The sequence below is a fragment of the Pseudoflavonifractor sp. HNCC25GI2 genome (genome assembly GCF_058136395.1).
The window spans coordinates 49,556-73,097 of sequence record NZ_JBYUOW010000001.1 but is presented as its reverse complement, the minus strand read 5'-3'; the positions used below and the strand labels follow the sequence as shown (position 1 = coordinate 73,097).

The following is a 23,542-nucleotide window of genomic DNA, read 5'->3' as shown; positions in this document are numbered from 1 at the left end:
AAAGGACGTCCGGATTATGCCGGACGTCCTTTTTTGCTTATCCCATCCAAAGTCGTTTGAGTACCACCCGGCCCTTTTTCCACCCGTACCGCACCCGGCTCATCCATCCGGCCAGGCGGGCGCAGCGGGCCAGCGCGGCGGCGTGAGACACCGGGTCCGCCTCCCAGCGGCGGAGCAAAGGGCGAAGGGGGGAAAACTGCCAGCACAGCAGCATCCGGTACCAGGCCTCGCTCGCCGGGGAGGCCTCCCGCATCCAGTAGGCCCCAAACTGTTCCTCCATGCCGGCGTATAGAATGGCGTTCATCTCCTCCTTGGAGTAAAGCCCCTGCTCCAGAGCCATGTCCACAATGTCGGTGCCCGGGAGAAAGTTGAGGCCGTGGAGCTGCAGCTCATAGGGGGAGGGGAACTGCCGGACCAGATCGTAGGAGGCCTTCAGGTTATCAATGGTCTCAAAGGGGTGCTGGAGCATAAAGTCGAAGCTGCCCCACACCCCGGCCTGCCGGATGGCCCGTACGGCCCGGAGAATATCCTCCTGGCTCTCGTAGCGGTGAAAGACCTCCCGCCGCACCCGCTCCGAGCCGGACTGGATGCCCATAATGACCTCGGTGAGCCCTACGGCCTTGAGCTTGTTCAGAAGCTGAGGGGAGACCATCTTGGGGTGGGACCAGATGGTGAAGGGCAGGTGGATGTGGGCCTGGTATTCCCGGCAGAACTGGTCCACCCAGCCGGGAAGGTTGGGAAAGATCTCGTCGTAGAAGTGGATGAACACCAGCCGCTTGCATCGCTTTTTGGCTTCCTTTAGTTCGGAGATGACGCTCTCCACTGACCGGGTGCGCACACCGGGGACGCCCCGGGGCAGCAGACGGCGCAGATTGACGCAGCAGCAGTAGGAGCAGGTGAAGGGGCAGCCCCGGGAGGCAATGACCTCGTAGCTGCGGGTGGACAGCTGGGGATCACCCCGGGTCAGCGTCCCGTTTTCAATAAAGCAGGCATCCCGGCACTCCACTGCCGGAATGCCGTAGCCATCTACATCCGAAAGAATGTCCCCAATGGGATTTTCACGCACGATGCCATCCTCCCGCCAGCACAGGGAGGGAAAGCTGCGCCAGTCCTTTCCCTGAAGCAGGGCCCGGGCCAGCCGCACCATGGTGATCTCCCCGTCGCTGCGGATGACGAAGTGGGCCCCGTGCTCCAGCAGGGGAGCGGGGAACATGGTGGCGTAGGCCCCGCCGCATGCCAGGGGAAAGCCCAAAGGTGCCAGGGTGTCCATCACCTGATACACCGTGTCCAGATACATGGAGCTCATCACCGACAGGCCCACCAGCACCGGGCGGGCGGAGACCACCTCCTCCCGCAGCAGTGCCAGCTCATGGGGTGTGGTGGGAGCGGGACGGACACTGTTGAAGTCCTTGTAGAAAATGGTATATACCACATAGCCCGCCTGCTCCAGAGCGTGTTCCAGATACCGCACCCCCAGGGCCTTCTTGTTGTAAAAGGCCACCAGCACCACAACCGGGCGCACCAGAGGGTGCAAAGCTGCTGTATTGTCCAAGAAAATCATCCTTTCTCCCATAAAAAGAGCAAAAAAGGCCCCGGCGTCCCGCGGGACGCCGGGGCCGTCTGAGAAGCATCTTGATTTGTTGTGTTACGGAATAACCAGCATGACCCCGGAGGGAGAGCCGTCAGCATCCCGCAGATAGGGGTAGTCCAGGGACCAGTATTCCAGCAGCGTGACCGGGGCGGTGAGTCCCCCGTCCTCCAGCGCGATATACTGAGGAACCGTGCGGGAGGAGCTGACCGTATAGGCGAGATCCACAGGTTCCCCGTTGACGTGACAGTGGTCTTCACCTGCTGTCATTGTGAGGGTGACGCCCCGGTAAGTGGCGATGGCCGTCTGGGTTTCCTCGTCCCACCGGTAGTCGGCCCCCAGCTTCCGGCACAGCTCCTCCACCGGGAAGCGGAAGTCACCGTACCCCTCCGACACGATTTCCGTGTAGGTGAAGGGGTAGAGGTTGTCCGGCAGCTGGGCGGGAAAGGGGGCAGAGCCGTCCACTGGGAACTCGGTGTCCCCGTAGATGATGGATTCCACCTGGCTGAGATCCACCACGGTGTCCAGCTGGTCGTTTATGCCGCCCAGCTGCATGCGGGTGAGAACGGTGCCGTCTTTCATCCGCAGGAAGAAAATATTCTCCGCCGTATCCAGAGAGCTGGAGTGGTAGCTCGCGTCCGGCTCCTCCAGGAGCTCCGCGTCAATGGAGAAGGAGGTGGGAGTGAGAATAAACTCCCGAAGAATCCCTCTGTACCCGGTGTAGGGGTTGCAGGTGACCTCTGCATTGGGGGTCAGGCGGATGGGCTCCACCACATGGTTCAGGGGAATTTCCACGGCGCAGTCCTCCCCCATGAAGCCGACCCAGAAGCGCAGCGGGTGTTCCATCGGGCCCTGATAGGCGCTGAATTGAATGTCGATCTGCCAGGAACGGCTGTGGTCGTTGGGACCGGGAATTTCCCGGCTGCCGGTGCTGCCCGTCAGTCTGGGAGTATCCGCACTCCCGCTTTGTGAGAGGCTGCTGAGGCTGCTCCGGAAGGTGTCCGGTCCGGCGGAGCCGCTCTCCAGCAGACCGTTTACCATCTCCTCGCCCCAGAACGCCCGGTGGGCCTCGGCGATGACCCGGTTGCTCATGAGAGCCTCGGCGGCCCGGTCGTTGAGCGCCTCCACAGTCACTTGGGCGTAGAGGTTCTGCCCGTCGTAGAGGCAGCTGTCCACGGTGAGGCGGTAGTTCTGATTTTCGGCGGTGTCCAGGGCGGTCTGCACGTAGGGCTCCAGCTGGCTGGTGTCGCCCCGGAAGAAGAGCTCCAGCACCCCGGCACGGGAAACGGCGGCTGCCGTGGCGGTGAGCAGTACCAGCGCGGCGGCCAGCAGAAGAGAACGTTTCAGAAAACGCCTGTGCCCGATTTTCCTGGACGCGGCAGGGCCGTCCAGGGCAGTGTTTACCCGGGCCAGAATCGCCTCTTCATCCAACTGGGGATACTCCTCCGGCAGATTCAGCTCGTCCCAGAGCTCATGCATGTGGCTTTGCATGGTGTTCGCCTCCTTCTTCCGTCAGTTGTGTTTTCAGTCGCTTCCGCCCCCGGGCCAGCCGGCTTTTGGCGGCGGACAGACCCAGCCCCAGTTGAGGGGCAATCTGGTGCAGCGGCTCCTCCTCGTAGTAGTAGCGCAGAAACAAGGTGCGGTCAGGCTCCTCCATGTCCTCCACCAGGGTGCGCAGGTGGCGGTGAAGCGCCTCGTTTTGAGCCAGTTCCTCCGGGCCGGGGCGGCCGTCAGGCAGAGTGTCCGACAGATCCTGGGTCTCCTGGTGGCGGCGCAGGCGGCTGATGGCCAGGTTCCGGGCCGCTACCGCCAGCCAGGGACGCAGGGGACGCTCCGGGTCCAGATTGGCCCGAAACCGCCACAGGGCTAGAAAGGTGTCCGATACCACCTCTTCCAGATCCTCCTGGGCAGGATTGGGGGCCATGGCCCGGGCGGAGACGGCGGTGAGGTAGTGGGTGTAGAGACGGATCACCTGCTCCAGGGCGTGTCGGTCCCCCGCCTGGAGGGCCAGAATCAGGGCTGCTTCGTCCAAGGAACTTCCTCCTCTCTGTCGTTGGGATGGAAAAACAACCGTCGGGGCTGTCTTCTGTTCTAGGTACGCCGAAGGAACGGGCGTGGTCGCGGCAATATAAAATTTTTTTCATAAAAAACAGCCCGCGCCGGCAGAGCAGTCCGGCGCGGGCACAAGTATTTCGTCAGTAGGTATGGGTGCATACTTCCCGAATCTTTTTCTCCAGCTCCTTCAAATCTACAAAGGTGTCCGGACGCTTGGAGGGGTCCCGGAGAATGGCGGCGGGGTGATAGAGGGCGGTCATCCAAACCCCGGACTTCTCCACCCACTGCCCGTGCTCCTTGGTGATTTTGTAGTCGGGCTTGATGAGGCGCATGGCGGCGATGCGGCCCAGGCACACGATGATTTTGGGGCGGATGAGGGCTACCTGATTGCGCAGATAGCCGATGCAGGCGTCCTGCTCGGTGTTCAGGGGGTCACGGTTCTGGGGCGGGCGGCATTTGACGATGTTGGCGATGTATACGTTGGTCTGCCGGCTCAGGTCGATGAGCTCCAGCATGTCGTCCAGCAGCTTTCCGCCCCGGCCCACAAAGGGTTCGCCCTGGAGATCCTCGTTTTCCCCCGGGCCCTCGCCGATGAACATGACCTCCGCGTTCCGGGGCCCTACCCCGAAGACCACGTTGTGCCGGGTGTCCGCCAGGGCGCATTTCTGACAGCTTTTACAGGTCTGCTCCAGTGCCTCCCAATTCAGCATCGTCCGGTTCCTCCTTTGTCAGACTTTGAATTGCACTCAGTATAGCACAGATGAAACCGGAGGGAAAGCCCTTCCCGGCTGCTCAAACGGCAGCGGAAAAACGCACAAAACACTCTCTCACATCATTGCGCTGAATTGGCAAAATTTTGCCTTGACAGCGGTGCAAGAGTGTTTTATAATTCGCCCATAATAAATCAAACGGCGCTGACGAAGACCGCGCCCCACGGCATCCAACAGAGAGACCGGGCCACCGTGCTGAAAGCCTGGTTGGGAGAGACGGGGCAGCGCAACACTTCTGAGCTGACAGTTCGAAGGGAGGATTCCTCCGCTTGAGGGCTGTCCGTCTTCCCCACGTTACCGGGGCTCGAAAGAGGTCTCTTGTTGGAGAGGCAACGCGGGTGGTACCGCGGAATCATGGAAACGGTGATTTCGTCCCGGGGTGTATTGTTTTTGATACACCCCGGGCTTTTTGCTTGTCCGGGGCGTATCACAAGACCAGAAAGGAACGGTTGATTGTGATGAAATTTGTAGTTGGAAGTCCCGAACAACAGATAAGTGCCCGGATGGTGACCTCGGGGGAACTGGATGGACAGCAGGTCACGGTCCACGGTGCGGTCCACGCCCTGCGCCGCCTGGGCGGCATCGCCTTTTTGACCCTGCGCATGGTGGATGGACTTTTGCAGTGTGTGTGTCCGCCGGAGATTGAGCCGGAGGGGCTTGGCGAGGAGTACGCCGTCCGGGTGACCGGCCTGGTGCGTCCCGAGGAGCGGGCCCCCGGCGGCCGGGAGCTGGCGGTGGAGAGCGTGGAGGTTCTCTCCCGTCCTGCGGCCCCCATGCCGGTGCCTGTGGCCAAGCGGAAGCTGAACCTGAGCCTGGACACCGAGCTGTCCCTCCGACCGGTGGTGCTGCGGGCCCAGCGGGAGCGTGCGGTGTTCCGCATCCAGGCGGGGCTGTGCCGGGCCTTCCGGGAGTACCTCACCACCCAGGGCTTTACGGAGATTCATACCCCCAAGATTGTCCACGCCGGGGCCGAGGGCGGCAGCAACATCTTCCGCCTGGATTACTTCGGCCGCAAGGCCTTCCTGGCCCAGTCCCCCCAGTTCTACAAGCAGACCATGGTGGGGGTGTTCGAGCGGGTCTTTGAGGTAGCTCCCGTCTTCCGGGCGGAGAAGCACTCCACCCAGCGGCACCTGAACGAGTACACCTCCCTGGATTTTGAGATGGGCTATATCCGCTCCTTTGAGGAGGTCATGGACATGGAGGCGGGCTTCTTGAAGTACGCCGTGGACCTTCTGGACCGGGAGTGCAGCCGGGAGCTGGCCCTGCTGGGGGTGGAGCTGCCCCAGGCGGACCGGATTCCAGTGGTCCGTTTCGACGAGGCCAAGCGCCTGGCCGCTGAGAAGTACGGCCGACCCATCCGGGACCCCTTTGACCTGGAGCCGGAAGAGGAGCACAACATCGGCCGCTACTTCAAGGAGGAGTACGGTGCCGACTTCGTCTTTGTCACCCACTATCCCACCAAGAAGCGCCCCTTCTACGCCATGGACGACCCGGAGGACTCCCGCTATACCCTGTCCTTCGACCTGCTGTTCCGGGGCCTGGAGGTGACCACCGGCGGACAGCGCATCCACGACTACCAGCAGCAGGTGGACAAGATGCTGGCGAAGGGGATGCACCCGGAGGAGTTTGAGAGCTACCTCATGATCCACAAGCACGGCATGCCTCCCCACGGCGGCCTGGGCATTGGCCTGGAGCGGCTCACCGCCCAGCTGTGCGGCCTGGACAACGTGCGCCGGGCCAGCCTGTTCCCCCGTGACCGGAGCCGGCTGGAGCCCTGAACAGACAAACAGAGAGGAGTATTTGCCATGAACATTACCACAGAGATGGTGGATTATATTTCGGACCTGTCCCGGCTGCGCCTGCCCCAGGAGGAGAAGGAGCGCATGACCGGAGAGCTTCAAGGCATTCTGGCCTACATGGATGTGCTGGACACCCTGGACACTAGCGGCGTGGAGCCTATGAGCCATGTGTTCCCGGTGAAAAACGTGCTCCGGGAGGACGAGGTGGTCCCCTCGGGAGACCGTTCGGAGCTGCTGAAGAACGCCCCGGCCAGCGACGGCGAGGCCTTCCTGGTGCCCAAGGCTGTGGAGTGAGGAGGAACGTACCGTGGAGAAACTGACAGAACTCACCGCCCTGGAGCTGGGGGCGGTCATCAAGAAGGGGGAGGTCTCCATTGAGGAGGCCACCCGGGCGGCCCTGGAGGCCGTGGAACAGCGGGAGGGGGAGCTCAACTGCTTCATCACCCGCACCGGGGAGCAGGCCCTGGAGCGGGCACGGGCTCTCCAGGTGGGCGTAAAGGAGGCAGCCAGCCCCCTCTACGGCGTGCCCATGGCCATCAAGGACAACATCTGCACCAAGGGGGTCAAGACCTCCTGCGCCTCCAAGATTCTGGGGGACTTCACGCCCCCCTACCAGGCCACCGCGGCAGAGCGGATGGAGGGGACGGGCTGCGTCTCTCTGGGCAAGCTGAACATGGATGAATTTGCCATGGGCTCCACCACCGAGACCTCCTTCTACGGCCCCACCCGCAACCCCTGGGACACTGGGCGGGTGCCCGGCGGCTCCTCCGGCGGTGCGGCTGCCGCTGTGGCCGGCCGGGAGTGCTGGTACGCCCTGGGCTCGGACACCGGCGGATCCATCCGCCAGCCCGCCTCCTACTGCGGCGTCACTGGCATCAAGCCCACCTACGGCACCGTCAGCCGCTACGGCCTCATCGCCTACGCCTCCTCTCTGGATCAGATCGGCCCTCTGGCCCGATCCGCCGCCGACTGCGCCGCCGTGCTGGACGCCCTCATGGGCAAGGACCCCCGGGACGGAACCAGCCTGGACGTGCCCGCGGGCGGATTGCTCGCCTCCCTCACCGGCGACGTGCGGGGGATGAAAATCGGCCTGCCCGCCGACTGCTTCGGCGAGGGCCTGGACCCGGAGGTGCGCCGGGCTGTGCTGGAGGCCGCTGACGTGCTCAAGAGCCGGGGCGCCCAGCTGGTGGAGTTTGACTTCCCGGTGATGCAGTATATGGTGCCTACCTATTATATTATTGCCGCTGCGGAGGCCTCCTCCAACCTCTCCCGGTTTGACGGCGTGAAGTACGGCTGGCGGGCGGAGGGGTACGAGGACCTCACCGACCTCTACTGCAAGACCCGCACCCAGGGCTTCGGAGCGGAGGTGAAGCGCCGCATCCTGCTGGGCACCTTCGTTCTCTCCTCGGGCTATTATGACGCCTACTACAAGAAGGCCCTCCAGGCCAAAGGGCTCATCAAGGCGGCCTTTGACCAGGCCTTTGAGCGCTGCGACCTAATGCTCACCCCCGTGGCCCCCACTACGGCCCCCAAGCTGGGGGAGAGCCTCAGCGATCCCCTGCAGATGTACCTCAGCGACATCGACACCGTGTCGGTGAACCTGGCTGGTCTGCCCGGATTGTCCATGCCCTGCGGCTTTGACAAGTGCGGCATGCCTATCGGCGCCCAGCTCATCGGTCCGGCCCTGGGGGAGGCGGCGGTGCTGAACGCCGCCCACGCCTTCCAGCTGGACACGGACTGGCACAAGCGCTCTCCCTATGAGAAGGAGGTTTTCTGATATGACCTGGGAAACGGTAATTGGCCTGGAGACCCACGTGGAGCTGGCCACCAAAACGAAAATCTTTTGTTCCTGCACCACCGCCTTCGGCGGCGCCCCCAACACCCACTGCTGCCCCGTGTGCATGGGCATGCCTGGTACTCTGCCGGTGGTGAACAAAAAGGTGGTGGAGTTTGCCTGCAAGGCCGGCCTGGCCCTGAACTGCGAGATTACCCGGTACAACAAGTTTGACCGGAAGAACTACTTCTACCCCGACCTGCCCAAGGCCTATCAGATCTCCCAGCTCTATCTGCCTATCGCTCGCGACGGCCGGGTGACCATCCAGACCGGGGAAGGGGAGCGGGACATCCGCATCCACGAGCTCCACATGGAGGAGGACGCGGGCAAGCTGGTCCACGACCCCTGGGTGGACCAGACCAAGGCAGACTACAACCGCTGCGGCGTGCCCCTCATTGAGATTGTCACCGAGCCCGACTTCCGCACCGCCGAGCAGGTCATCGCCTACCTGGAGAAGCTGAAGTCCACCCTGGAGTACCTGGGCGTGTCCGACTGTAAGATGCAGGAGGGCTCCCTGCGCTGCGACGTGAACCTGTCCGTCCGCCCGGCAGGGTCCACGGAATTCGGTACCCGCACGGAGATGAAGAACCTCAACTCCTTCAAGGCCATTTCCCGGGCCATCGCCTACGAGACCCGGCGGCAGATTGAGCTGCTGGAGGAGGGCAAGCGGGTCATCCAGGAGACCCGCCGCTGGGACGACAACAAGGACGCCACCTTCTCCATGCGCTCCAAGGAGAACGCTCAGGACTACCGCTACTTCCCGGAGCCTGACATCCCGCCCCTGGAGCTGTCGGAGGCGTACCTGGAGGGGCTGCGGAAGGAGCAGCCTGAGATGGCCGAGGAGCGGAAGGAGCGCTACCAGAAGGAGTACGGCCTGCCCGAATACGACGCGGGACAAATTACCGCCCAGAAGGCCTTGGTGGACTTCTTTGAGGCCACGGTGGCCCTGGGCGCCCCTGCCAAGGAGGCGGCCAACTGGATGCTGGGCGAGATGATGCGCCGGCTGAAGGAAGAGGAGCTGGAGCCCAAGGACATGAAGCTCACGCCGGAGAACCTCGCCGCCCTCATTTCTATGGTGGAGCAGGGCACCATCAACCGCAACACCGCCGCCAAGGTGTTCCGGGCCATCTTCCCGGACAACGCCGACGCCCGTGCCTATGTGAAGGAGCACGGCCTGGAGCAGGTGAGCGACCCCGCCCTTGTTGAGCGGGCGGTGGAGGAGGCCTTTGCGGAAAACGCCGCCGCCGTGGCAGACTTCAAGGCCGGCAACGAAAAGGTGCTTGGCTTCCTGGTGGGGCAGGTGATGCGCCGGCTGAAGGGCAAGGCGGATCCCAAGACGGTAAATGAGGCGGTGCGGGACCGGTTAACCCGTTGAGGCTCTAAGGAAATAGAAAAACGGCAGCGGACGAAATGGCGGAGTTCCTTCAATCTCCTAAAAAATAAATTTTTTCCTGCAAAAATGGGCAAGCCTTGTAGGAATGGCCATTGTAAAGACTGGGTTCTTATGGTATGATGTGGAGGAAAATACGGGAGAAGGAGGGCGTTTCATGCGAGGCGTTCATACCGTTGTTAACGATATCCGCCGTCAGGTGTTCACTGAGGTGGCCCGGATGGCATTCGAGGGCGGCAACTATGCGGAGACCATCCGCCGTCTGCCCCACAAGATCATTCCGGGTGAGGTGGCTAAGTACCGCCAGAACATTCTGGTGGAGCGTGCCATCGTCAGTGAGCGTGTCCGTCTGGCCATTGGCCTGCCCCTGCGTGATTTGAATGAGTATACCCCCACGGATGCCAAGCTGGAGGAGAGCGTGGTGGCCGAGAAGTACTACGAGCCCCCGCTGATCAACATCATCTCCTTTGCCTGCAATGCCTGCCCCCCCAAGCAGGTGCGGGTGAGCAACATGTGCCAGGGCTGCCTGGCCCATCCCTGCCGTGAGGTCTGCCCCAAGGACGCCATCCACATTGTCCAGGGCAAGAGCGTCATCGATCAGGACAAGTGTATCAAGTGCGGCAAGTGTGTGGACGAGTGCCCCTACAACGCCATCATCAAGTTCGAGCGCCCCTGCGCCGAGGCCTGCGGCATGGACGCCATCGGCTCCGACGAGCTGGGCCGGGCCAAGATTGACTACGACAAGTGCGTTTCCTGCGGTATGTGCCTGGTGAACTGCCCCTTCGGCGCCATCGCCGACAAGAGCCAGATCTTCCAGATGATCCAGGCTCTCAAGCGGGGGGACAAGGTGATTGCCGCCGTGGCTCCCGCCTTTGTCACCCAGTTCGGCGAGAACGTCTCCGCCGCCCAGATGAAGGAGGCCATGCTGGAGCTGGGCTTCTACGATGTGAAGGAAGTGGCCGTGGGCGCCGACCTGTGCACCGTGGAGGAGGCCAAGGACTTCCTGGAGAAGGTGCCCAATGAGCTGCCCTTCCTGGCCACCTCCTGCTGCCCCTCCTGGTCTGTGATGGCCAAGAAGCTCTTCCCCCAGTTTAAGGACAACATTTCCATGGCCCTTACCCCCATGGTGCTTACCGCCCGCCTTATCAAGAAGGATCACACCGATGCCCGGGTCGTCTTCATCGGCCCCTGCGCCGCCAAGAAGCTGGAGGCCTCCCGCCGCACCATCCGAAGCGATGTGGACTTCGTCCTGACCTTTGAGGAGATGCAGGGCGTCTTTGACGCCAAGGGCGTGGATCCCAGCAAGATGCCCGGCCACCCCGAGGACGACTTTATGAACGCCACCGGCGCCGGACGCGGCTTCGCCGTCACCGGCGGTGTGGCCGCCGCGGTGAAGGCTGCCATCCACGAGATAGAGCCCGACCGCGAGGTCAATGTGGAGTACGCCGACGGCCTGCGGGAGTGCCGGAAGATGCTGATGATTGCCAAGACCGGCAAGTATAACGGATACCTTCTGGAGGGCATGGGCTGCCCCGGCGGCTGTGTGGCCGGCGCCGGCACCATTTCCCCGGTGAAGAAGAGCTCGGCGGGTGTTGCAAAGTACAAGGCTGCCGCTCAGTCCCAGAATGCGGTGGAGTCCAAAATCACCAAGCGGCTGCAGGAAGTGGAGGAAAGCTGACAAAGCAGCTTTCCTCCCGCAAGACGGGATTTTATGTCTCCGGAAGCACAAGATAATGGACTAAAAACGGAACGAAAACGGCATATTTTGCAGCTATCGTTTCGGAAAAATGTTACGGTAAACTAATTAGAACGAATGTTTTACAGAAAAAACCGCTGATTTCGAAGGAAATCGGCGGTTTTTTCTATGCTTTTCCAGGAAAAAAACTCTTGCAATTTATGTCAACAGATCATATACTAGAAAGCAAGGTGGGGCAAAGTGGAGTGAATTCCCCCTAAAATCCATGAAAGTGGAGGAGAGGTGAAGAACGTGACCGGCACATACGAGCACAGCATCGATTCCAAGGGCCGGCTGTTCATCCCCTCCAAGCTGCGTGTAGAGCTGGGCGATACCTTCTATCTGGCCATGGGCGTGGACGCCTGCCTGGCCATCTATCCCCAGTCCACCTGGGACCGCTTCACGGAGAAATTTGCCTCTCTGCCTATGAGCCAATCCAAGGCGATGCGGCCCCTTTTTGCCAATGCCGCCAAGTGCGAGCTGGACAGTCAGGGCCGCATTGTTATTCCCCAGAAGCTGCGCAAGTACGCGGGTCTGGACAAGGACGTAGTCATCATCGGGGTAAACGACCGGGCGGAAATCTGGGCGGCCGACGTCTGGAGCGCTCAGGAGGAGGAAGAGATGACCCCGGAGAAGATGGCCGCCTGCATGGCGGAACTGGGGTTCTGATATGAGTGAGATTTATACCCACCGTCCGGTGCTGCTGGGCGAGTGTATTGAGGCATTGAACATCCGCCCGGAGGGCATTTATCTGGACGGCACGCTGGGCCGAGCCGGACACAGTCGGGAGATTGCCCGACGGCTGAGCGGCAGCGGTAGGCTCATCTGCGTGGACCGGGATCAGGCGGCCCTGGACGCGGCCCAGGAGCGGCTGGGCGAGTGGATGGACCGGGTCACGCTGGTACACAGCAATTTTGACCGGGTCAGCGAAATTTTGGACGAGCTTGGAATCTCCGGCGTGGACGGGATGCTCTTTGATTTAGGTGTGTCCTCCCCGCAGCTGGACGACGGCAGCCGGGGCTTTTCCTACATGGCCGACGCGCCCCTGGACATGCGTATGGACCGTTCGGAGGGGCTGACCGCCGCCGATGTGGTCAACACCTGGTCCCAGGAGGAGCTGCGAAGAATCCTCTTCCAGTACGGGGAAGAGCGGTACGCCCCGCTGATTGCAGCGGCCATTGTCCGCCACAGGGAGGAGCGGCCCATTGAGACCACCCTGGAGCTGGTGGACATCATCAAGGAGGCCATGCCGGCCCGGGCCCTGAAGGAGAAGCAGCACCCCGCCAAGCGCTCCTTCCAGGCCATCCGCATCGCGGTCAACGATGAGCTCTCCTCAGTGGACCGGATGATCCAAGGCGCGGTGCCCAAGCTGAACAAGGGCGGGCGCCTGGCGGTGATTACCTTCCACTCGCTGGAGGACCGCATTGTGAAAACCGGCTTTGGGGCCTTTGCCAAGGGCTGTATCTGCCCGCCGGACTTCCCCGTCTGTGTGTGCGGGCGGACGCCGGACATCAAGCTGGTGAACAAAAAGCCCATCCTGCCCAGCCAGCAGGAAATTGAAGAAAACCCCCGTGCCCGAAGCGCCAAGCTGCGGGTGGCGGAGAAGCTGAAATAAGTTGCACCCCCTGATCCCCGGAGTGGGAAAGCTGTGTGTGGAAAGATAACAAACGAGGAATGGAGTGAGCGCCATGGCATCCCGCCGACGCAATGTGAATACCTATGGATACGGTACCTATGGCAGTGTGGCCTATGCCCCCGCTTATGATGGGCCCGCCGTCCGTGTCCCCCGTCGGGAGGAGGAGCTGCAGCGCCGTCCCCAGCCCAAGCAGCGCCCCCGGGTCCGTCACCAGGCGCTTACCCGTACCCGTGTTCAGGTCCGGGAGGCCGGGCAGGTAGCTCCCTTTGCGGTTGTGGGCTTCTTTGCGGTGGCGGTGTTTGCCACCATGCTGCTTCTGAGCTTTGTTCAGTACACGGTGCTCAATGGCCAGATGGCCTCTCTGAACAGCGAGCTGAACACCCTCCAGGCGGAGAATGCCACTCTGTCCGCACAGTATGAGAAGGTCTTTGATATGGAGACCATTCAGCAGGCGGTGGGTGATACCATGACCCGTCCCAGCAGCGACCAGGTGGTCTATGTGGACCTGTCCGAGGATGACACCGTGGTGGTGTTTGGCCAGGAGACGGAAAGCGGCTTTATGAGCGCTCTGCACGCCGCGGGCCAGGCCTTGGGAGATTTAATTGAATATTTCCGGTAATCGAGTCATATAGATGAGCGACGAAAGAGAGAAGTGGGGCGCAAGAAAGAAATTTTCTTGCGCCCCTTCACCGCAGAAAGGAGGAACCAAATTGCGGGAAGAACATGGAACCACGCAGCGCGGGACGCCCGCCCGCAGTGCCCGTAGCAAACGAACGATTTTCCGCCGCACCGTGTTTCTGATGCTGGTGTGCGGCGTGATTCTGTTTATTCCGCTGCTGTGGAAGCTGTGGGACATTGCCATTGTCAACCACGACTACTACCAGCAGAAGGCTACCAGCCAGCAGACGCTGGACCTGTCCGTGTCCGCCTCCCGGGGCAACATCTATGACCGGAACGGCAACGTGCTGGCCATGTCGGCCACGGTCTACAACCTGATCCTGTCTCCTCGGGACCTGGTGCAGGATAAGGTGCCGGAGAAGGACTACACCGACGAGGACGGCAACCTGGACGAAGCAGCCTGGGAAGCGGCAGTGAAGGCGGAGCAGGATAAGCTGATTGACGACCTGATGACGCTGATCCCCGATCTGGATCGGGAGAAGCTGGAGCAGCAGGTACGGGACAGCAAATACGCCTACAAGGAGATCAAGACCAGCATTGAAGAGGAGGATGCCGAGGCCATCCGCTCCTACATTGTGGAGAACAAGACCTCTCATTACCTCTATCTGGTGGCGGGTACCAAGCGCTACTATCCCTACTCCAGTCTGGCGGCTCAGGCTCTGGGCTTTGTCAACGCGGAGGGGGGCGCCTACGGCCTGGAGGCTGCCTACAACGATGTGCTGGAGGGTACCGCCGGCCGTGTGGTCACCACCAAAACCGGCAAGGGCACTCAGATGTACGATAACTACTCCGAGTTTATTGACGCCATTGACGGCTATGACCTGAACCTCACCGTCGATGCCACCATCCAGTCCTATCTGGAAAAGACCCTGGAGGAGGGCATTGAGGAGTTTGACGTGCGGGAAGGCGCCTTCGGCATCGTCATGGATCCCAATACCGGAGCGATTCTGGCCATTGCCAGCTCCCCTGATTTTGATCCCAACAACTACTCCCAGATTCTGGACGATGTGCTCAATGAAACGCTGGAGAGCAATACCAACTCCATTTATGAGCAGCTGAAGACCCAGAACGCCGAGAATCTGACCATGGAGGAGCTGATGGAGCAGGCCAAGGCCCAGGCGTACAGCCAGGCCTGGCTGTCCCAGTGGCGCAGCAAGGCGGTCAACGACCGCTATGAGCCCGGTTCCACCTTCAAAGCTCTGGTGCTGGCCGCTGCCCTGGAGGAGGGGTTGGTCACTGAGAGCGATACCTTCACCTGTACCGGCTCTGTTAAGGTGCCTGGCTATCCCAAGGCCATCAACTGTTCCAAGACGGCACCCGGCCACGGGACTCAGACCCTGGCCGAGGCGGTGCAGAACTCCTGCAACCCTGCCTTTATCCAGATTGGACAGAAGCTGGGGATTGATACCTTCTATGATTATTTCGAGGCCTTTGGCCTGACGGAACAGACGGGAATCGACCTGCCCGGCGAGGCCAGCGCGGCGGAAAATATCTGGCCCCGGGACGAGATGAGCGGGGTAGACCTGGCCGTGGCCTCCTTTGGCCAGCGCTTTACCGTTACTCCCATCCAGATGATTACGGCCTTTGCCGCCACCATCAATGGCGGAAACCTGATGCAGCCCTATGTGGTTCAGTCCATCAGCTCCAAGGACGGCACGGTGATTGAAAACACCGAGCCCACCGTGGTGCGCCAGGTGGTCAGCCAGCAGACCAGCCAGCGGGTGGTCAAGATTCTGGAGAGCGTGGTCTCTGAGGGCACCGGCAGCAACGCCTATGTGGCGGGCTACCGCATCGGCGGCAAGACCGGCTCCTCTCAGACCGACGAGGTGGGGCGTACCATCGTCTCCTTCATGGGCTTTGCCCCGGCAGACGATCCCCAGGTCATTGTCCTCATCGCCTATGACCATCCTCAGGAGAGCGAGACCAATCCCAAGGTTTCCACCACCGGCGTCTACATCAGCGGCGGCAACATGGCCGCCAAAAAGGCCGGCCCCCTGATTGCGGATATTCTGGACTACATGGGTGTGGAGAAAAAGTATACGGAGGCGGAATCCGCCGCTGTGGATGTGTCCACGCCCAAGGTAGTGGGTAAGACGGTGGACGACGCCGCCTCGGCTCTGAAGGATAAAAACCTGAAATACCGCACGGTGGGCGAGGGAGATACGGTAACCAGCCAGATTCCCGCCGCTGCTTCGGCAGTTCCCGGCGGTTCCACGGTGATTCTCTATCTGGGTGACGCAGTCCCCGAGGAGACGGGCACCGTGCCCAATGTGGTCGGACTTGGCTATGAAAATGCCAAGAAAAAGCTGGAGGAGGCGGGCTTCTTCATGCGGGCCACCGGTACTTCCACTTACTACGGAAATGCCAGTACCGCGGAAAGCCAGAGTGTGGAGAGCGGTACCGTAGCCGCCATCGGCACCGTGGTGGACGTCCAGTTTGCCAACATGGTGGAGGATGGCTCTGTGGCGGTGGATTAAATCGGAGGTATCCCCGCGCCTTCGCACTTCTTATTGGCATGCTGCGGATTGGGCGCATGGCCGGGTCAGCAACTCCTTCGACTTCGGGCAAACCCGGCCCGACCTGCGGTCGTTCCTGGCTTTGCCCATCCGCTCCGGAGTGTGCTTCCCCTATGCGCCTATCCTTCGCACTTCTTGTTGTCATGCTGCGGATTGGGCGTGCGGTCGGGTCGCTTTCGCTTCGACTCCGGACGCAAACAGTCGGGCTATGCCCGCCTTGGTTTGCATCCGTCGCTCCGTTCCAAGCTCCCCTGCATGCCTATCCTTCGCACTTCTTAGATAGAATGAAACTGCACCCTTGAGGGGTGACACCATGAACTTGCGCAGCCTTTTGGCCGGCGTCCCCCTCACGGGGGCGGCGGCTAATTTGGAAATGGAAATTTCTTCCATATCCTACGACAGCCGGACCCTGGAGCCCGGCGCTCTGTTTGTGGCCCTGTCCGGGGAGAAGACCGACGGCCACCGCTACATTGAGACCGCACTGGAAAAGGGGGCGGCGGCGGTGCTCTGCCGGGAGGCTCCGGGAAAAGCGGGCCCCTGGCTGACGGTGGAGGATACCCGCCTTGCCTTGGCCCTGGTGTCGGCAAACTGGTTTGGCCGGCCCGGAGACGGGATGACTCTGCTGGCGGTTACCGGCACCAACGGAAAGACCACCACCACCAGCCTTTTAAAGGAGATGCTGGAGGGGGTTCTGGGCGCCAAGGTGGGCCTCATCGGCACCAACCGCAACCTTATCGGTCAGAGGGAGCTGCCCGCCCACCGTACCACGCCCGAAAGCTATGAGCTCCAGCAGCTGCTGCGGCAGATGGCGGACGAGGGCTGTACCCATGTGGTGATGGAGGCCTCCTCCCACGCTCTGGTCCAGCACCGCACGGCGGGGCTCACCTTTGCCGTCGGAGTTTTCACCAATCTGACCCAGGACCATCTGGACTACCACGGCACCATGGAGGCCTACCGTGGGGCCAAGGGTCTGCTCTTTGCCCAGAGCCGGCGGGCGGTCCTGAATCTGGATGACGAGGCGGGACGGTATTATCAGAAAACCGTGTCTGTACCCGTGTTTACCTACTCAGAAAACCGATCCACTGCGGACCTCACCGCACGGAACATCCGACTGTTCCCCAGTCATGTGGAGTTCGAGGCGGTTACGCTGGGGAAGCTTTCACGAATTCATTTGCCCATTCCCGGAGGTTTTTCCATCTACAACGCCCTGGCCGCCCTGTCCACAGGGCTCTGCCTGGGCCTGGAGCTGGAGGATATGGCCCGGGCCCTGCGCTGTGTCCACGGGGTGAAGGGCCGGGTGGAGGTGGTGCCGGTTCCCAGGGCCTACACCGTCCTCATCGACTACGCGCATACCCCCAATGCACTGGAGAATATTCTTATGACAGCACGGGACTTTACAGCGGGACGGCTCATCTGCCTGTTCGGCTGCGGCGGGGACCGGGATAAAACCAAACGTCCCATCATGGGCGCCATTGCCCGGGAACTGGCCGATCTGGTGGTGGTGACCTCCGACAATCCCCGCACTGAGGACCCGGAGGCCATTATAGCCGACATTTTGTCCGGTATGGAGGAGGGCCCCATCTACGTGGAGCCTGACCGCCGCCGCGCCATCGGCTGGGCCCTGGAGCAGGGACGGCCTGGGGATGTCATTGTCCTGGCGGGGAAGGGCCATGAGACCTACCAGGAAATTGATGGAATTCAGTACCCCATGGATGAGCGGGAAATCGTAAAAGAGTGGTTTCAAAAGGCGGAAACGCGGCAAGATAAGTCTGGAAATATTCCACTATCTGTTGTATAATATTATGCCGCGCTGTGTGGGCGCGGATCTACGCAGGAGAAAGAGAACCTGGAGGTTTCGGTTATGACATATATCCTCAGTTTTATTGTGGCCTTTGGTGTGGCCGTGATTGCAGGACAGATTCTGATTCCGGTGCTGCGCCGGCTGAAGGCGGGGCAATCCATTCGGGAGGATGGACCCACCTGGCACATGTCCAAACAGGGCACTCCCACTATGGGCGGCCTGATGTTTATTCTGGCCATCGCCGTGGCCATTGTGGCAGCCGGAGTGGAGCAGATCCGCATGGGGAACTGGAACCATGTGCATGTGTTCCTGTTTGCGCTGGTGTTTGGTGTCATCGGCTTCATTGATGACTTCCAGAAGCTGCGCCACCACGCCAATGAGGGCCTGACCGCCCCCCAGAAGTTCCTGCTCCAGCTGGCAGCCGCCATCGCCTTCACGGTGCTGCTGCGCCAGCAGGGCTACCTCAGCCCCAATCTGTATATTCCCTTCCTGGGGGTGGAGATCATTCTGCCCTGGGTGGTGTATATGGTGTTTGCCGCCTTTGTTATGGTGGGCACGGTGAATGCGGTGAACCTCACCGACGGCATTGACGGCCTGGCCACCGGTGTGACCATCCCCGTGGCCCTGTTCTATCTGGCTGTGTCCGCCTGGTACGGCCGCCAGGACCTGATGGTCCTCTCTGCCGCCTTGGCCGGCGGACTGTCCGCCTTCCTGATCTACAATTTCCACCCCGCCAAGGTTTTCATGGGCGATACCGGATCCCTGTTCCTGGGCGGCATGGTGTGCGGTCTGGCCTTTGCTCTGGACCTCCCTCTGGTCATTCCCATCGTGGGACTGGTCTATGTGGTGGAGGTGCTCTCTGACATCATCCAGGTGGTCTATTTCAAGAAGACCCATGGCAAGCGCTTTTTCCGCATGGCCCCGCTGCACCACCATCTGGAGATGGGCGGCTGGAGCGAAACCAAGCTGTTCTGCGTCTTTTCCGGCGTGACGCTGGTGCTGTGTGTGCTGGCCTTTGTGGGCGTGATGTACCGCTACCCCGTGTAAGAAAATTTAGGAATAAGACCCCTTTCAAACAAAACAGACAGGAATGGAGTGCCTTTGCAAGACGGGCGCTGCCCTTGTGAGAGGAAGTGAGAGCCGATGGCCCGGAAAGCAAAACGAGATTTGACCATGGAGGAGCAGCTGGCCCGGGGCCCCATGGATTTGCCGTTCCTGATGCTGGTGATGCTGCTGGTGGGGATCGGGCTTATCATGGTGTTCTCCGCCTCCTATGCCTCTGCCTATTATGATGCCAAGGTGGGCAACAACCCCCTGTTTTACATCAAACGCCAGGCGATGTTTGCCGTGGTGGGCGTTGTGGTCATGTACCTGGTTTCCAAAATCAATTATCAGACCTTCCGCATCCTGTCCATTCCCCTTCTGATTGTGGCCATCGGCCTGCTGGTGCTGGTGCTTACCCCACTGGGTGTGGAGATTAACGGCGCTCAGCGGTGGCTGAAAATGGCCCTGGTGGCTGGCCCCACCTATCAGCCTTCAGAGATTGCCAAAATCGCCGTGATCATCTTTTTTGCCGCCCGCCTGTCCAAGCGGGACACGGAAAAGAAACGGAAGTACACCAACCGTACCCTCACGGGCCGGACGCTGAACCGGCTGGAGCGTGTGGGCTTCCTGGAGCTGGTGCCCTACGGCGTAGTGCTTGGTATGGTGCTGGGCCTGGTGCTGCTGGAGCACCACATGTCAGGAACCATCCTGGTCATGGTGGGTGCCGCCTCGGTGCTTTTTGCGGCGGGGATTAACCTGGGCTGGTTTGTGGGAGTGGGCGGTGCCGCAGCTGCGGTTCTGACCTTTATCATGCTCAACACGCCCTATATGACCCGGCGTATTGAGCTGTGGCTCAATCCCTGGAGCGATCCCCAGGGTAAGGGCTACCAGACCATTCAGTCCCTGTATGCCATTGGTTCGGGCGGCCTTTTGGGCCGGGGCCTGGGCAAGAGCATGCAGAAGTTCCTCTACATTCCCGAGCCGGAGAACGACTTCGTCTTCTCCATTGTGGTGGAGGAACTGGGCTTTATAGGCGCAGCCATTGTGCTGCTGCTGTTTGCCCTGCTCATCCTGCGGGGCTACTGGCTGGCCCTTCACGCAAGGGATAAATTCGGCTCTCTGACCATTGTGGGCATTACCACCCTGATGGCGGTTCAGGTGTTCCTGAACATCGGGGTTATTACCAACCTGATTCCCAATACCGGCATTTCTCTTCCGTTCTTCAGCTACGGCGGAACGGCACTGGTGATGAATCTGGCGGAGATGGGCATTATTCTCAGCATCTCCCGGCAGATTCCCGCCCCCAAAAAAGATTAAAGATCCGGGCGTCCGGTTTTCTCATTCAGACAATATACTTCTGAGGTGATTTCATGAACGTGCTCTTTACCTGCGGCGGGACCGCGGGACACGTCAATCCTGCTGTGGCCCTGGCCCGTATTTTCCAGGAAAAGCACCCCGGCTGCCGCATCCTCTTTGTGGGCGCGGACGGGGGAATGGAGAACAAGCTGGTGCCCAAGGAGGGGTACGAGATTCGCTCGGTCACCATTACCAATTTCCGCCGCTCCTTTGCTCCTGCCGATGTGGCCCATAATTTTGGGACCCTTATCAACATGCAGAAGTCCAAAAAGCAGGCGCAGGCCATTCTGGATGAGTTCCGGCCTGACCTGGTGGTGGGAACGGGGGGCTATGCTTCCTTCCCCGTAGTGAGCGAGGCGGCCCGCCGGCACATCCCCACCGCCGTCCACGAGTCCAACGCTGTGCCCGGCCTGACCACCAAGGCACTTTCCAAGGTGGTGGACCGGGTGATGGTGGGCTTTGAGGAGAGCCGAGCCCACTACGACCACCCCGAGAAGGTGGTGGTCACCGGCACTCCGGTGCGGGGCGATTTCTTCCGTTACACCCGGGAGGAGGCCCGGGCCAAGCTGGGCTTTGACGACCAGCGGCCCCTGCTGCTGTCCTACTGGGGCTCCCTGGGGGCTGAGGTGATGAACCAGAAGATGGTGGACTTCATCACCAAGGAGTGCTATGACGGAGCGCCCTGGCGCCACATCCACGGCGCCGGTCGGGACTTCCCCTGGATGCAGGAGGAGCTGCTGCGCCGGGGCTTGCAGCTGGGGGACAACGGCATTGAGGTGCGGGAATATATCTACGACATGCCCCTTGTGATGGCTGCCGCCGACGTGGTGCTGTGCCGGGCCGGTGCCTCCACCATTTCGGAGATTGCCGCCATTGCCAAGCCCTCCATTCTGGTTCCCTCTCCCAACGTCACCGCCAACCACCAGGAGAAAAATGCCCGGGTGCTGGCTGACCAGGGAGCGGCCATTCTGCTGCGGGAGCAGGACTGCGTGGAGGACACCCTCTATGATACGGCCAGCCTCCTCATCCGGGAGCCCAGCCGCCGGGAGGAGATGTCCAAGACCCTGAAGGCCATGGCGGTACCTGACGCGGGGGAGAAGATTTACGAGACCCTGCTGGAAATTCTGCACTGACGGATTCCCACGTCCAGAAACCAAGTTTCTCTTTTTCGCATAGGATAGCCTGAATATGGAGGATTTGGAGGCTATCCTATGAGTTGTTATCGAATTGTGGGCGGCCGGCCTCTGGAGGGCCGCCTGACGGTCCAGGGGGCCAAGAACAGCGTGCTGCCCATTTTGTCGGCGACGCTGCTGGCGCCTGGTCGGAGCGTGATTGAAAACTGTCCCGATTTGTCCGATGTGTCCGCCGCGCTGGATATCTTGTCCCTTTTGGGGTGCCGGGTAGACCGGGATGGAGACACCGTAACGGTGGACGCCTCCCTGCTGCGCCGCTCCGATATTCCGGAGCGGCTGATGCGGGAGATGCGGTCCTCTGTGATTTTCCTGGGAGCGCTGCTGGCCCGAATGGGGACGGCAGAGCTGTCCTATCCAGGGGGCTGCGAGCTGGGCCCCCGGCCCATCGACTTACATCTGGCCGCCCTGCGGGCGCTGGGGGCGGAAATCCGGGAAGAGCAGGGCTGCCTGCGCTGCCGGGGCGGCAAGCACCTGCACGGGCGGGAGCTGTGCCTGTCCATTCCCAGCGTGGGGGCCACGGAGAACGCCATGCTGGCCGCCTGCGGCTGTCCGGGCCTTACCACCATTGTGGGAGCCGCCCGGGAGCCGGAAATTGAGGATCTCCAGGGGTTCCTTCGCTCTATGGGTGCCCAGGTATCCGGGGCAGGGAGCTCTGTGGTGTACGTGCGGGGCGGCCTGCCCCTCCATCCGGGACGCTGCCGGGTGATGGGGGACCGGATCGCCGCAGCTACTTATCTCTGCGCCGCCGGTACGGCGGGAGGCCGGGTGGAGGTGGCGGGGGTGAACCCCGAGCACCTGACCGCGGTGCTCTCCTGCCTGCAGGAGGCGGGCTGTGGGGTGCATACCGGCCCGGACTGGGCGTCAGTGGAGTGTGAGGGACTGCTGCGGGGAATCTCTCCGGTGCGCACCGCTCCCTACCCGGGCTTTCCCACCGATGCCCAGGCCATTTTGATGGCCGCTTTGGCGGGCGGCCGAGGAACCACCATGTTTGTGGAGAACATTTTTGACAGCCGCTACCGCCATGTGGATGAGCTGCGCCGTATGGGGGCGGACATCCGGGCCTCCGGCCGGGTGGCGGTGGTAACCGGTGTGGGCCGGCTCCACGGTGCGCCGGTTCGGGGCACCGACCTGCGGGGCGGAGCCGCCCTGGTGGTGGCAGCTTTGGGGGCGGAGGGGGAGACCCTGGTCTCCGGCCTCAGCCATGTGTTCCGGGGCTACGACGGCCTGGACCGGGCCCTCAGTGCCCTGGGAGCGGACATCCGCAGTGTGGATTGAGCGCCCGGCGGACAAAGCAGATACATAGGAGAAACCAGTATGGCGAGAGGAAGAAACAATCGAAAACGCAGGCGGAACAGGAGGCGCTTCGGCCCCCTGTTCAAGCTGCTGTGCATCCTCACCGCTGCCGCCGCCCTGACCTTCGGCGCCACAGTGTTTTTCCAGGTGGAGACCATTGTGGTCTCGGGCAACAGCCGCTATACCCAGGAGGAGATCATTGCGGCGGCGGGCGTCCAGGTGGGTGACAACCTGTTCCGGATGAATAAGTTTCAGCGCATTGAGCAGGCGGAGGAGCAGCTGCCCTATCTGGAGAGTATGACCATTCGCCGCAATCTGCCCAGTACGCTGGTCATTACCGTGACCGAGTGGGAGGCAGTGGCCCAGGTGCCGGGAGGCGATGGCAGCTGGCTCATCAGTGTGGGCGGAAAGCTGCTGGAGCAGGCTCCGGAGAACGCCGGAGTCATCAACGTCACCGGCATTCAGGGTCTGGCCCCCCAGCCGGGACAGCAGCTGGCGGTATCCCAGGAGGAGACACCTCAGCTGGAGGCGTTGCTGGAGCTGCTGAACGTGCTGCAGCAGCAGAATATGATTCACGAGGTCTCGGCCATTGACCTGACCTCCACCCGCATCACCATGGAATATGAGGGACGGTTTTCCGTCAAGCTGCTGCTGAATTCCGACTTCTCCTACCGTATGAAGGTGCTGCAGGAGGTCGTAAAGGACCTGAATGAGCGCATGGGAGAGGACGTCCGGGGCAGCTGGGATCTGACCCAGGAGGAGAAGGCAGCGGTATTTTCTCCCGAATAAAGGGGGAAACTGGAAACTTTCGGCGCCGGGTGCATTTTCTCTTGACCTCACGAAAAAAGAGCGAT

The 23,542-nt window shown here is 61.4% G+C and carries 19 protein-coding genes; 15 read left to right on the top strand and 4 right to left on the bottom strand.

The window, feature by feature from the left end:
• Positions 1–37: 37 nt before the first annotated feature.
• From AC3YUO_RS00330 to AC3YUO_RS00315, 4 genes are all read right to left on the bottom strand, one after another.
• Positions 38–1,552 (bottom strand): B12-binding domain-containing radical SAM protein, encoded by a 1,515-nt coding sequence (locus AC3YUO_RS00330; protein WP_489961057.1) that lies wholly within the window; start codon positions 1,550–1,552, stop codon positions 38–40.
• A 93-nt stretch (positions 1,553–1,645) separates the two neighbouring features.
• Positions 1,646–3,079 (bottom strand): stalk domain-containing protein, encoded by a 1,434-nt coding sequence (locus AC3YUO_RS00325; RefSeq protein WP_489961056.1) that lies wholly within the window; start codon positions 3,077–3,079, stop codon positions 1,646–1,648.
• The gene (locus AC3YUO_RS00320) at positions 3,060–3,620 is read right to left on the bottom strand and encodes an RNA polymerase sigma factor (RefSeq protein ID WP_489961055.1); all 561 of its coding nucleotides are present in this window, start codon (positions 3,618–3,620) and stop codon (positions 3,060–3,062) included. The genes AC3YUO_RS00325 and AC3YUO_RS00320 overlap by 20 nt, the downstream gene beginning before the upstream one ends.
• A 163-nt stretch (positions 3,621–3,783) precedes the next feature.
• Positions 3,784–4,353 carry a uracil-DNA glycosylase gene (locus AC3YUO_RS00315; protein WP_489961054.1) on the bottom strand — a complete coding sequence of 190 codons (570 nt, stop codon included), beginning with the start codon at positions 4,351–4,353 and terminating at the stop codon, positions 3,784–3,786.
• Between the two features lie 518 nt (positions 4,354–4,871).
• Here AC3YUO_RS00315 and aspS point away from each other — a divergent pair.
• The 15 genes from aspS (at position 4,872) to AC3YUO_RS00240 (ending at position 23,477) form a co-directional block, all read left to right on the top strand.
• Positions 4,872–6,191, top strand: coding sequence for an aspartate--tRNA(Asn) ligase (gene aspS / locus AC3YUO_RS00310; protein ID WP_489961482.1), 1,320 nt, complete (start codon positions 4,872–4,874; stop codon positions 6,189–6,191).
• 27 nt (positions 6,192–6,218) lie between these two features.
• A complete protein-coding gene (gene gatC, locus AC3YUO_RS00305) occupies positions 6,219–6,506 on the top strand; it encodes an Asp-tRNA(Asn)/Glu-tRNA(Gln) amidotransferase subunit GatC (protein WP_489961053.1) in 288 nt (95 codons plus the stop codon).
• Between the two features lie 13 nt (positions 6,507–6,519).
• Positions 6,520–7,989 carry an Asp-tRNA(Asn)/Glu-tRNA(Gln) amidotransferase subunit GatA gene (gene gatA, locus AC3YUO_RS00300; RefSeq protein WP_489961052.1) on the top strand — a complete coding sequence of 490 codons (1,470 nt, stop codon included), beginning with the start codon at positions 6,520–6,522 and terminating at the stop codon, positions 7,987–7,989.
• Position 7,990: 1 nt separating this feature from the next.
• Positions 7,991–9,421: an Asp-tRNA(Asn)/Glu-tRNA(Gln) amidotransferase subunit GatB gene (gatB, locus tag AC3YUO_RS00295; RefSeq protein WP_489961051.1), complete on the top strand. Its 1,431-nt coding sequence runs from the start codon at positions 7,991–7,993 to the stop codon at positions 9,419–9,421.
• Between the two features lie 172 nt (positions 9,422–9,593).
• A complete protein-coding gene (locus AC3YUO_RS00290) occupies positions 9,594–11,114 on the top strand; it encodes a 4Fe-4S dicluster domain-containing protein (protein ID WP_489961050.1) in 1,521 nt (506 codons plus the stop codon).
• A gap of 309 nt (positions 11,115–11,423) precedes the next feature.
• A complete protein-coding gene (mraZ, locus tag AC3YUO_RS00285) occupies positions 11,424–11,840 on the top strand; it encodes a division/cell wall cluster transcriptional repressor MraZ (protein ID WP_489961049.1) in 417 nt (138 codons plus the stop codon).
• A 1-nt stretch (position 11,841) separates the two neighbouring features.
• Positions 11,842–12,786 (top strand): 16S rRNA (cytosine(1402)-N(4))-methyltransferase RsmH, encoded by a 945-nt coding sequence (gene rsmH, locus AC3YUO_RS00280; protein WP_489961048.1) that lies wholly within the window; start codon positions 11,842–11,844, stop codon positions 12,784–12,786.
• 73 nt (positions 12,787–12,859) lie between these two features.
• Entirely contained in the window at positions 12,860–13,426 is a 567-nt protein-coding gene (locus tag AC3YUO_RS00275; RefSeq protein WP_489961047.1) for a hypothetical protein, read from the top strand.
• 91 nt (positions 13,427–13,517) lie between these two features.
• Positions 13,518–15,962, top strand: a complete 2,445-nt coding sequence (locus AC3YUO_RS00270; RefSeq protein ID WP_489961046.1) for a penicillin-binding transpeptidase domain-containing protein — start codon at positions 13,518–13,520, stop codon at positions 15,960–15,962.
• Positions 15,963–16,314: 352 nt separating this feature from the next.
• A complete protein-coding gene (locus tag AC3YUO_RS00265; protein WP_489961045.1) occupies positions 16,315–17,799 on the top strand; it encodes a UDP-N-acetylmuramoyl-L-alanyl-D-glutamate--2,6-diaminopimelate ligase in 1,485 nt (494 codons plus the stop codon).
• A gap of 63 nt (positions 17,800–17,862) precedes the next feature.
• Positions 17,863–18,849, top strand: coding sequence for a phospho-N-acetylmuramoyl-pentapeptide-transferase (gene mraY / locus AC3YUO_RS00260; RefSeq protein WP_489961044.1), 987 nt, complete (start codon positions 17,863–17,865; stop codon positions 18,847–18,849).
• Positions 18,850–18,945: 96 nt separating this feature from the next.
• Positions 18,946–20,163, top strand: a complete 1,218-nt coding sequence (gene ftsW / locus AC3YUO_RS00255) for a putative lipid II flippase FtsW (protein ID WP_489961043.1) — start codon at positions 18,946–18,948, stop codon at positions 20,161–20,163.
• 53 nt (positions 20,164–20,216) lie between these two features.
• Entirely contained in the window at positions 20,217–21,335 is a 1,119-nt protein-coding gene (gene murG, locus AC3YUO_RS00250; RefSeq protein ID WP_489961042.1) for an undecaprenyldiphospho-muramoylpentapeptide beta-N-acetylglucosaminyltransferase, read from the top strand.
• A 78-nt stretch (positions 21,336–21,413) separates the two neighbouring features.
• Complete coding sequence (murA, locus tag AC3YUO_RS00245; RefSeq protein ID WP_489961041.1) at positions 21,414–22,670, top strand: UDP-N-acetylglucosamine 1-carboxyvinyltransferase; 1,257 nt, start codon at positions 21,414–21,416, stop codon at positions 22,668–22,670.
• 39 nt (positions 22,671–22,709) lie between these two features.
• On the top strand, positions 22,710–23,477 hold the full coding sequence (locus AC3YUO_RS00240) for a cell division protein FtsQ/DivIB (RefSeq protein ID WP_489961040.1): 768 nt from the start codon (positions 22,710–22,712) through the stop codon (positions 23,475–23,477).
• The last annotated feature ends 65 nt before the right edge of the window (positions 23,478–23,542 follow it).

Coding starts and splice junctions, on each gene's coding strand:
- AC3YUO_RS00325 (WP_489961056.1), bottom strand. CDS start 3,079: ATGCAAAGCCACATGCATGAGCTCTGGGACGAGCTGAATCTGCCGGAG.
- AC3YUO_RS00315 (WP_489961054.1), bottom strand. CDS start 4,353: ATGCTGAATTGGGAGGCACTGGAGCAGACCTGTAAAAGCTGTCAGAAA.
- aspS (WP_489961482.1), top strand. CDS start 4,872: ATGAAATTTGTAGTTGGAAGTCCCGAACAACAGATAAGTGCCCGGATG.
- gatC (WP_489961053.1), top strand. CDS start 6,219: ATGAACATTACCACAGAGATGGTGGATTATATTTCGGACCTGTCCCGG.
- gatB (WP_489961051.1), top strand. CDS start 7,991: ATGACCTGGGAAACGGTAATTGGCCTGGAGACCCACGTGGAGCTGGCC.
- AC3YUO_RS00290 (WP_489961050.1), top strand. CDS start 9,594: ATGCGAGGCGTTCATACCGTTGTTAACGATATCCGCCGTCAGGTGTTC.
- rsmH (WP_489961048.1), top strand. CDS start 11,842: ATGAGTGAGATTTATACCCACCGTCCGGTGCTGCTGGGCGAGTGTATT.
- AC3YUO_RS00275 (WP_489961047.1), top strand. CDS start 12,860: ATGGCATCCCGCCGACGCAATGTGAATACCTATGGATACGGTACCTAT.
- AC3YUO_RS00265 (WP_489961045.1), top strand. CDS start 16,315: ATGAACTTGCGCAGCCTTTTGGCCGGCGTCCCCCTCACGGGGGCGGCG.
- mraY (WP_489961044.1), top strand. CDS start 17,863: ATGACATATATCCTCAGTTTTATTGTGGCCTTTGGTGTGGCCGTGATT.
- ftsW (WP_489961043.1), top strand. CDS start 18,946: ATGGCCCGGAAAGCAAAACGAGATTTGACCATGGAGGAGCAGCTGGCC.
- murG (WP_489961042.1), top strand. CDS start 20,217: ATGAACGTGCTCTTTACCTGCGGCGGGACCGCGGGACACGTCAATCCT.
- murA (WP_489961041.1), top strand. CDS start 21,414: ATGAGTTGTTATCGAATTGTGGGCGGCCGGCCTCTGGAGGGCCGCCTG.
- AC3YUO_RS00240 (WP_489961040.1), top strand. CDS start 22,710: ATGGCGAGAGGAAGAAACAATCGAAAACGCAGGCGGAACAGGAGGCGC.